The organism is Sphingobacterium bovistauri, from assembly GCF_020295405.1.
GTDB classification, from domain to species: Bacteria; Bacteroidota; Bacteroidia; order Sphingobacteriales; family Sphingobacteriaceae; genus Sphingobacterium; species Sphingobacterium bovistauri.
Genome location: NZ_JADEYP010000014.1, coordinates 89,975 through 99,954 on the forward strand (window position 1 = coordinate 89,975; position 9,980 = coordinate 99,954).

At 34.4% G+C, this 9,980-nt stretch carries 7 protein-coding genes; 3 read left to right on the top strand and 4 right to left on the bottom strand.

Annotation, left to right across the window (positions count from 1 at the left end):
• Nucleotides 1–44: 44 nt before the first annotated feature.
• From IPZ78_RS09210 to IPZ78_RS09220, 3 genes are read right to left on the bottom strand one after another with little or no spacing between them, the layout of a single operon-like run.
• On the bottom strand, nt 45–422 hold the full coding sequence (locus IPZ78_RS09210) for a DUF423 domain-containing protein (RefSeq protein ID WP_225552947.1): 378 nt from the start codon (nt 420–422) through the stop codon (nt 45–47).
• 1 nt (nt 423) lies between these two features.
• Nucleotides 424–1,188: a thioredoxin domain-containing protein gene (locus IPZ78_RS09215; protein ID WP_225552948.1), complete on the bottom strand. Its 765-nt coding sequence runs from the start codon at nt 1,186–1,188 to the stop codon at nt 424–426.
• Nucleotides 1,154–3,316, bottom strand: a complete 2,163-nt coding sequence (locus tag IPZ78_RS09220; protein ID WP_225552950.1) for a S46 family peptidase — start codon at nt 3,314–3,316, stop codon at nt 1,154–1,156. Before IPZ78_RS09220 ends, IPZ78_RS09215 begins: the two co-directional genes overlap by 35 nt.
• A 130-nt stretch (nt 3,317–3,446) precedes the next feature.
• Between IPZ78_RS09220 and IPZ78_RS09225 the strand changes: the two genes are divergently transcribed.
• Both IPZ78_RS09225 and IPZ78_RS09230 read left to right on the top strand, forming a co-directional pair.
• On the top strand, nt 3,447–4,388 hold the full coding sequence (locus tag IPZ78_RS09225) for a hydrogen peroxide-inducible genes activator (RefSeq protein WP_225552952.1): 942 nt from the start codon (nt 3,447–3,449) through the stop codon (nt 4,386–4,388).
• An 8-nt stretch (nt 4,389–4,396) separates the two neighbouring features.
• Nucleotides 4,397–6,184 (top strand): chloride channel protein, encoded by a 1,788-nt coding sequence (locus tag IPZ78_RS09230; RefSeq protein ID WP_225552954.1) that lies wholly within the window; start codon nt 4,397–4,399, stop codon nt 6,182–6,184.
• Nucleotides 6,185–6,197: 13 nt separating this feature from the next.
• Here the strand turns inward: IPZ78_RS09230 and IPZ78_RS09235 are convergent, their stop codons facing one another.
• Nucleotides 6,198–6,788: a riboflavin synthase gene (locus IPZ78_RS09235; RefSeq protein WP_225552956.1), complete on the bottom strand. Its 591-nt coding sequence runs from the start codon at nt 6,786–6,788 to the stop codon at nt 6,198–6,200.
• A gap of 491 nt (nt 6,789–7,279) precedes the next feature.
• On the opposite strand from IPZ78_RS09235, the gene IPZ78_RS09240 reads away from it, so the two are divergent.
• Nucleotides 7,280–9,124, top strand: coding sequence for a glycoside hydrolase family 2 protein (locus IPZ78_RS09240; protein ID WP_225552958.1), 1,845 nt, complete (start codon nt 7,280–7,282; stop codon nt 9,122–9,124).
• The last annotated feature ends 856 nt before the right edge of the window (nt 9,125–9,980 follow it).

Genomic DNA, 9,980 nt, shown 5'->3' on the forward strand with positions numbered 1-9,980 from the left:
TGAATCGTTAATTTTGAGAGGCTTTCCGAAGAAAGCCTCTCTTTTTATTTTATAAAGGAAACCAATAATGCCCCCCAACCAATAATCATCAATAATCCACCAAGAGGTGTTATTGGACCTAAAAATTTTAAATTCTTTTTCCAATACTCTGCGAATGACAAGAAATATATGCTGCAGGAAAAAAGAATCGTTCCAGAGGTAATGGTATAAACAGCAAGTCTTTCACTGAAAGATTCAAAGTTAAACTGAAAGCCTAAAATTAGAAGTAGCAATGCGGCATACATTTGGTAACGTACACCAACTTCAAAGGAAGCTAATTTTTCGGCTGATATTAATTTTTTAATGGCATGCGCACCAAACGCACCAAGGATTATAGCGGTGCTACCAAATATGGTTGCAATTATTAAAGTGTATGTTGCCATGTTATTTTAATGCTTTTTCAATCGTTTCATAATCGGTGAGACTTGACATCGACCATGATTCTTTTCCCTTTTTATAAATATAAAGTTTTGGAATTCCAGTTATGCCTAGTTGTTTTGTTAATGTGCTGTTTTCGTCAACATTGATTTTTACGACTTTCACTTTGTCTTTGTAAGATTTAGCAATTCTTTCAATCATAGGAGCCATTTCTTTACATGGACCACACCAGTCTGCATAAAAGTCTACTAATACAATAGGGTGGCTATTGATAAGAGATTTATACTTATCTAATTTTAATCCGGATAAGTTTATTTTTGAATCTTCTAAAGGCAAATTATCGGCTTCCCATTGCATGATTCCGCCATCAATTTCAAATACGTTGAATCCTTTCTCCGTTAAATATTGTGCAGCTTTGCTTGAGCGTCCTCCAGACAAGCAATATACATACACTGGTTTCTTCTTGTTTAGTTTACTGGTTTCCTTTTCAAAATTATCCTTACTAATCCAATTTATATTGACAGCGTTTTTTAAATGTTTTTTGCCGTATTCTTCAGTAGTTCTAACATCTAATAGTTGAACCTTTTTATTGCTAGTTTTTTTGAACGCTTCTTGCGTACTAATTTTTGATTGCCCAAAAGATACTAGCGAAGAAAGTAATAGTGTAGTTGCAATAATATGTTTCAAATTTGTCATATAGTCAAAATATAAAGAGGTGCATGAAGCACCTCTTAGTTTATATTCCCATTTCTTTGATGATAAACTGTGCATTGTCGATTTTGTCGGCTATCCACAATACATAGCGAATATCTACACCAATCGAACGACTGTAGCTTTCATTCCACGCAAAATCATTGATAGTTGCATCGTATGAACGGTCAAAATTAACCCCAATTAATTCGCCATAAGCATTCATAATTGGTGAACCTGAATTTCCACCTGTAGTATCCATGTTGTATAGAATATTTACCGGAACGTCGTTTGTACCTTTTCTAGTGTAAGGTCCGAAATTTTTCGCTAACCATGCATCTTTGATAGGTTGTGGATACTTGAATTCAGCATCACCCGAATTTCCTTTTTCAATTAGTCCCTTTACTGTTGTAAACGGGGCCATATATGTTGCATCGGCAGGACTGTAACCTTTGATATTACCATAAGTCAATCGTAATGTTGAGTTTGCATCAGGTATGAAATTTTTCGATTGAAAAACTTCTTTTACAGCAACATAATCACCCATTAGTTGATTCAAAACACCCTCACGACGTTTTAATTCTTCGCTGTATATTATGATTTCACTTCCAAAATCTTTTTGCAAATTCAACAGCTCGTCTGAATAATTAATCAATGAATTGACATTATTCAATACTGATGAATATAAACTTTCGACTGAATTTAATTTAGATTTATCAATAGCCTGTTGAATATATGCAGCAGCCTGTTCCTTTGATGTGAAGTTCTTTTCTTTAATTGTTTGAATGGTATGTTTGTCAGTTAGCGTGATAGCTTCCGAAAACATACGAGCTGCGATGTTTTTATCAGCTGATAAATTATAACTTTCGTAGATAGCATCCAGTTGTTTTTTAACATTGGCAATATTCAAATCAAATATTTTTTGACGATCACTAGTGTTTTGCTGATTGGAAACAGCTGTTTTGAAGGAATTAATTAAGCCAGCAACTTGTAATGTTCGGATTCCAGAGTACAAATTGTTAAACCAAAGTTCTCGGTTGGCATCAGAGAGCACCAATTGATAATGCTTATCAATATCCTGCATCAATGTGCCGTATTTCGCTTTCAGTTCAGGTTTAGAGTTAATATAATTTGCTAAGTCTTGATCTTCTTTTTTCTTAGTTCCGATCAAATCTATATTGCGCAAACCTTTCAATTTACCACGATAATTTTTCATAACGTTAGCATTACGTTTGATACGTGTTGCTAATGCTAGTTCAGTTGATTTATCATTTTTGCCAGCCAAAGCCATTTGTTGATTTTGAAAATCGTACAATTCAGAAGTAAATGGCAGTAAAAATTGTTGCTGGTACTCGATGAATTGAGCTGGTCTATGTCTGAAGGTACGACCAGGATAACCTAAGATAAACACGAAATCATTTTCATCAACACCTTTTGGATTTACTTTAAGGTGTTTTTTTGGTTGGTAAGGTACATTATCTTTGGAATATTTGGCTGGTTTACCATCTTTATCTACATAAGCACGTAAAAAGGAGAAATCACCTGTATGTCGCGGCCATACCCAGTTGTCAGTCTCACCACCGAATTCGCCAATATCTTGACGTGGAATATAGACTAGACGTACATCTTCAATCGTTTTGTAGCGGAAAAGAACGTAGGATTTACCTATAAACATTTCAGATACTTCGGCTTTAATACTTGGATCTTTGGCTTCAGCTTCTTTAGCTATATCTTCACGTAGTTTATTTATTGTATTAATACGTTGGATAGGGTCTGCAATGTTTGCTACATCATTCAATATGCGTACAGATACATCTTCATATGAATCTGTAATTCGAATAGTTAAACCTTTTGCTTCAATTTCTTGTTCTTGAGTACTAGCTACAAAACCATTTTCTAAATAATTATGCTGTGGAGTTGATGCGAATTGAACTGCACTAAATGCACAGTGATGATTCGTAATGATGAGTCCAGAACCTGAAACAAACGATCCTGAACATCCTGAAACTCTTACTAGTGCATCCACTAGACCTATTTGTCCAGGATTATAAATGTCTTTTTCACTGATTTTCAAACCTGCTTTTTTTAGTCCTGCACGGCTTAATTCACTCAATGGAAACATTCCTTCGTCTGGAATTGAGGCAGTAAATACCGCAGCCGAACCTAACAAAAGAGCAAGTAGAATTGATGACTTAAGATTAATTTTCATAAAAAATATAATTTTTTCAAAAATACAAATTCTTTTCTAATGCCTTCTTGGGTATTAGTCAGTGCAAAAAGTTTAATTCTATGTGTTTTATTTATATGTTTCTTATCTTTGTATAAGAATAATTTATAGAATGACTTTAGTTCAATTGGAATACATTGTTGCTGTAGATACATATCGAAGTTTTGTAGCGGCAGCAGAAAAGTGTTTTGTTACACAACCAACACTAAGTATGCAAATCCAAAAGTTGGAAGAATCTCTTGGTGTTAAAATTTTCGATCGTAGTAGACAGCCGGTTGTACCTACAGAAGTGGGGATAAAAATAATCGAGCAAGCACGTGTGGTATTGATGGAAAGCAAAAAAATCAACGAAATCTTGCAAGAAAAAAAAGGGGAGATCGAAGGGGAACTGCGTGTGGGAGTGATACCTACCGTTGCGCCATATCTTTTGCCAGACGTGATTACTGCTTTTTTGAAAAAGTATCCAAAAGTGAAACTGCAAATTTGGGAATATACTACGGAGCGTATTGTGCAGGAGTTGAAGCAAGGGATTTTAGATTGTGGTATACTTTCCACACCATTGACAGATAATAATATTGTAGAGAAGCCAATTTTTTACGAAACTTTTGTGGCCTACGTTTCCGAAAAAAGCGATTTATTTCAAAAGAAGATTTTGAGTACTGAAGATATTGCTGATGAGAAGTTATGGTTGTTGAACGAAGGTCACTGTATGCGAGGTCAGGTGCTTAATATTTGTAATTACAAACACAATTATGGTCTTGAAGGGACTTTTGAGTATAATACCGGTTCTGTAGAGACTTTGAAACGCATGGTGGATATTAATTCAGGAGTGACTATTTTGCCTGAGTTGAGCATTGTTAATTATAATGAAGACGAGTTAAGTCATGTTCGTTATTTTAAATCTCCAGAACCAGTTCGTGAAATTTCTGTGGTGACAACACAAAATTTTGTAAAGAAACAAGCTGTTAGTACACTCATTAATGAAATTTTAGAAATCGTTCCTGAGCGTTTTAAGTCTAAGAAAAAGAAAGAAGTAATGGGTTTTGATGTATAAAATAAATCATGAGTAGGTTTACGGCGACATTGGAGCGATTAAACAAATGGAGAATGCAACGGGTTTCGAATCGAAACTTTATTATCATTCTTGCTTTTGTTGTGGGAATAGTAGGTGGTGTGGCAGCAGCATTACTCAAAGGAATGACTCACTCCATAGCCTCTTTTTTGCAAGATGATATTGAGTGGCAATACAAATACTCTTTGTATCTCGTTTTTCCGTTGATAGGAATATTACTTTCGGTTTTATACTTACGCAAAGTACTACGTGGAAAAAAATTTGAGCATGGCATTACACCCATAATTTATGCGATTTCTCGCAAATCAAGTAAGATAGAATCACATAATATTTATTCACAAATCATCACTTCAGCCCTAACAGTAGGTTTTGGTGGGTCTTCGGGTTTAGAGGCGCCTATAGCACACAGTGGAGCAGCGATTGGTTCTAATATCGGACGGTTTTTTGGGTTGAGTTATAAGGAAGTAACGATGCTGTTAGCTTGCGGAGCTTCTGCAGGTATATCAGGAGCTTTCAATAGTCCACTGGCAGGAATGATTTTTTCAATAGAGATTTTATTGACTGAATTTTCTATTCCAGTATTGATACCATTGTTGATTTCTTCCGCTTTGGCTGCGGTCATTTCAAAGATCTTATATAATGAGCCACTTTTTTATACCAGCGTGACGGATTGGGAAGTTAATGCACTTCTTTTTTATTTGCTGCTAGCAGTTATTGTTGGGCTCTATACCATATATTTTTCTAAACTTTCTCAAGAAGTCAAAAAATGGATGATCAAAATCCATAGTCCCTATATTCGAGTGTGGGTTAGTGGGCTATCGTTAGGTCTATTGATATTTATTTTTCCTGCACTATATGGTGAGGGGTATTTGACTATTCAACAGATATTAGACGGACAGTTTAATTCAGTCGTCCAGAACAGCCTCTTTTCGGATTATCGAGATATAGGCTGGGTAGTTTTAGCTTATACTGTATTAACCTTATTTGCAAAATCTTTGGCTGCATTGATAACTGTAAATAGTGGTGGTAACGGAGGGGTGTTTGGCCCTAGTTTGGTAATGGGAGGGTTATTAGGGTTTGCCTTTGCGTATGGAGTAAATTTGACTGGTCTCGCGACATTGAATGTTCCTAATTTTGTGATGGCTGGTATGGCGGGGGCATTAAGTGGTATTATGCATGCACCACTCACAGGAATATTTTTGATAGCCGAAGTAACAGGTAGCTATACTTTGATGGTTCCATTAATGATTGTGGCTTCTATATCGTATCTGATTAATCGTAATGGTATGAAACACTCCATCTACACTAAAGTGTTGGCAGACTCTGGAGATTTGATTTCTTATGAAGACAAGGATAGGACAGTCTTGAGCATGATGAAGTTACGGTATATTATCGAGACTAATTTTGTAATCTTACGACCTAATGAAAAACCTAGTGATCGTAAATCGGATATAATTCACTCGAAACGAAATATTTTTCCCATCGTTGAATCGGACGGAAAATTCTTAGGTATAATATATAGTGAAAGATTGTTTTCTATTCTACTCGGTGAAGAGGAAGGGGTGAATCGAAATTTTGGAACTTTAGCACAAAAACCAAATGATTTCGTTCGTCTTGATGAAGATATGGATGTGGTAATGAAGAAAATGAATCGTGAGGATGTTTGGATATTACCAGTAATAGATAAAACAGGCAAATACTTAGGTTTTATTTCAAAATCAGCCGTATTTAATAAGTATAGGGCGTTGTTAATGCGACAAGGCAATTACTTAGATTAATGAATAATGGCTCTTATCCTCTAAGAGCCATTATTTTTGAAACATATTTTCCTACGATATCAAACTCTAAGTTAACAGTGTTACCAATATTTACGTTTTTTAGATTGGTGTGTTCGATGGTGTAGGGGATAATTGCTACCGAGAATTGATCAATTTGCGAATTGAATACTGTCAAACTAATTCCATTGACTGTGATAGAACCTTTTTCAACTGTAATATTGTGTAAAGAAGCATCGTATTGGAATGTAAATAACCAACTTCCATCTTGATCTATACGCTCAACACAAACAGCGGTTTGATCCACATGTCCCTGTACTATGTGTCCGTCAAATCGACCATTTGCTTGTGTACATCGCTCTAAATTTACAATATCACCTACTTTTAGATGACCAAGGTTAGTTTTCTTTAGCGTCTCATCAATTGCAGTAACAATGTGTTCATTATCCTGAATTTGAACAACTGTAAGACAAACGCCATTATGAGAAACAGATTGATCAATTTTCAGCTCATTTGATAGTGTTGATTCTATTTCAAAATGTATGTTGGACTGATCGTGTTTGATATTTTTTATTTTTCCTAATGTCTCTATAATTCCAGTAAACATGATTTTTCTTTTTTACAAAAATAAACAAAATATTTTTATTGTTTTTTTTGTGTTTTTTTAATTTTTGTTGTTCTTTTTGTGTCATTTATTTTGTTTTTCGTGTTTTTAAGTGTTGTTTTTTTATTTATTGATCTGTTTTTTTATCAAAAGAATCATTTTTTTAATTATTTGCATTAAAAAATGTATTATAATTATGTTTTTTAATATTATTTGCTATTTTTGTGTATCCTTATTCTAGGTTTATAATTGGTTATCGAAGGTTTTCATTCTCCCCGTTTGAAAACCTTTTTGTTTTTCGATTATTTCTGTGGAAGAATGTAGAATATTTTTTTATTTATGTTTTTGTAGTTACACTTTGTGGCTTATTATGGTGCCAATGAATGGATGGTTTGGTATAATATTATTTATGGTATAGTGTTGTACACTCAATTCATAATTAGTATTATTATATATTATAAGCTTTTAAAAGCTACCATTGTAAAATCATTATTATGAATTTAGGAAAACTCTTTTTACTTTTTTTCTCAATGTCTAGCATGTGTTATCTTAATTATGCACAAGAATGGTCACCTGTAGGAGATCGGATAAAAACACCATGGGCAGAAAAAGTAAACCCAAAACTACCGCACCCTGAATATCCAAGACCGCAGTTGGTACGTGATAATAATTGGAAAAATCTGAATGGACTTTGGTCTTATAAAATAACAGCTAAAGAAGTGAGCGATCTACCTAAGGTATGGGATGGTAAGATCTTGGTTCCATTTTCTGTAGAATCATCATTGTCTGGAGTTGGTAAGCGATTGACAAAAGATGAAGTATTATGGTATCATAATGATATTATTGTTCCTAATTCTATGCGGAAAGGAAGGGTATTGTTGCATTTTGGTGCGGTAGATTGGCGTAGTGAAATCTTTGTGAATGGTAAATTGGTAGAGACTCATGAGGGAGGTTTCAATGCGTTCAATGTTGATATTACGGCTCATTTGGTGAAAGGTACGAAGCAAGAGATAGCAGTAAAGGTTTGGGACCCTACAGATCAGGGGCCTCAGCCTAGAGGAAAGCAGGTAGATAACCCGCATGGTATATGGTATACGCCAGTTTCAGGAATATGGCAGACAGTATGGATTGAGTCTGTTCCTGAGACATATATCCTTAATACGAAACATACACCAGACGTAGACAATAAGCGATTGATATTTAAGGCTGATATTGCAGAAGCTAAACTTGATGATCATTTAGTAATTGAAGCATTGGATGGGAAAGAGATTGTAGCTACGCAGAAAGCAAAGGCAGGGGAGGATGTGTATTTATCTCTCCTGAATGTAGAACTATGGAGTCCATCAAATCCTAAATTGTATGATTTGAAAATAAGGCTTATTCGCAACGGAAAAGTGATAGATCAAGCCAGATCTTATTTTGCAATGCGAAAAATCAGCAAGAAAGCCGATAATCAAGGTGTCATGCGTATGTATTTGAATGATGAGTTTGTGTTTCATTACGGGCCGTTAGATCAAGGATGGTGGCCTGATGGTTTGCATACAGCTCCATCTGACGAAGCATTGAAGTTTGATGTGATTAAGACGAAGGAGATGGGGTTTAATATGATTCGTAAGCATATTAAAGTTGAGCCTGCACGCTGGTACAGGCATTGCGATAGCATAGGTGTATTGGTGTGGCAGGATATGCCGAGTGGTGATTTGGGAGGTAATGTGTGGGATATGCATCCAGGTAAAATAAGTGGAGGTTTATTAGATAAGATTAGGTCTATAGAATCAGAAGCTATTTATCGTAAAGAATGGAAGATAATAATGGATCAATTGCATAATTTTCCGAGTATTGTCGTGTGGGTACCTTTCAATGAAGCGTGGGGGCAGTTCAAAAGTAAAGAAATCGTAGATTGGACAAGTAAATATGATTCATCTAGATTGATTAATGGCGCTAGTGGTGGTAATTATCAAGCGCCAGGTGATATCTTTGATATCCACAATTATCCTGTACCTGTGATGCCTGATCCATCAATATATGGTAAGGATTATGTCTTAGTACTGGGTGAATTTGGAGGATTAGGTCTACCAATTGAAAGTCACACTTGGCAACAAAAGGATAATTGGGGATATCAATCTTTCAAAAATAAAGAGGAATTGAGAGAGAAATATGAAAGCTTTACTAAAACATTGGTAAGTCTAATAGACTTAGGGCTTTCGGGTGCAGTATACACGCAGACCACAGATGTTGAAATAGAAACAAATGGATTAATGACGTACGATCGTAAAGTTATTAAAATACCGAAAGATGAACTATTTAAAATGCATCAAAAGCTTTATAGGGCTAAATAGTTAATTGGTAATTATTTCATAGGCTCTAAAAAACTTTTACTTAGTTTGGATTTTCTAATTGAAATTGACGTCAAGGTTTTGGATGACCTTGACGTTTTTGTTTATACAATTCGGATTAAAATAGGGTAGAATATTTATTGAATTATATGCGTTGAGGTGCATTCTGAGATGAGTTTTAGACTTTTATTAAAAAAAATAAAAAAACACTTGCATATGTGTAAAAAGTACACTATCTTTGTGGTATCATAATTTAGGTTTATAATTGGTTATCGAAGGTTTTCATTCTCCCCGTTTGAAAACCTTTTTTTTATTAATTTTATTTAATTGATAATCAGAATATTAATAAACCATTAGTTAATTGTTTTGTCTTTTTTTTATAAGTGTTTGGAACTTAATAAAATATTTTATTACCTTTGTTAAGGTTTAGGTTGATTTACCTCGAAAGAGGTTTTTTTAAAGCCTAAGGATTCGCTCGAATTTCTTAGGCTTTCTTTTTTTTATGAAATTATAATTTTTTAAGCCTCAATCTTTGTTATTCATTCCTCTCCAAATATTATTTTCGTTAAATTATTTGCATGAAATTTTAATCGGATTCGCTTGATTATTTCTTAAACATAGGTTGTGTAAGGGGGCTTTTGTTAACTGGAGTTTTTTTCTAAAAACTTGATTTAATAAAAATCTATATTCACTTCTATCAATAAACTCTAAATTTTCTTGAAGTAAGTTTTTTCGGATCAAGCTGAATCCTTGGGGGGATAATCATTTTTAAGCATACAATTTCATCACTCTGTATAGGAAAAAGGTAGTATCTCTTACACCTCGAAACATACTCCTGAATGCCTTAAGTTTTGCATTG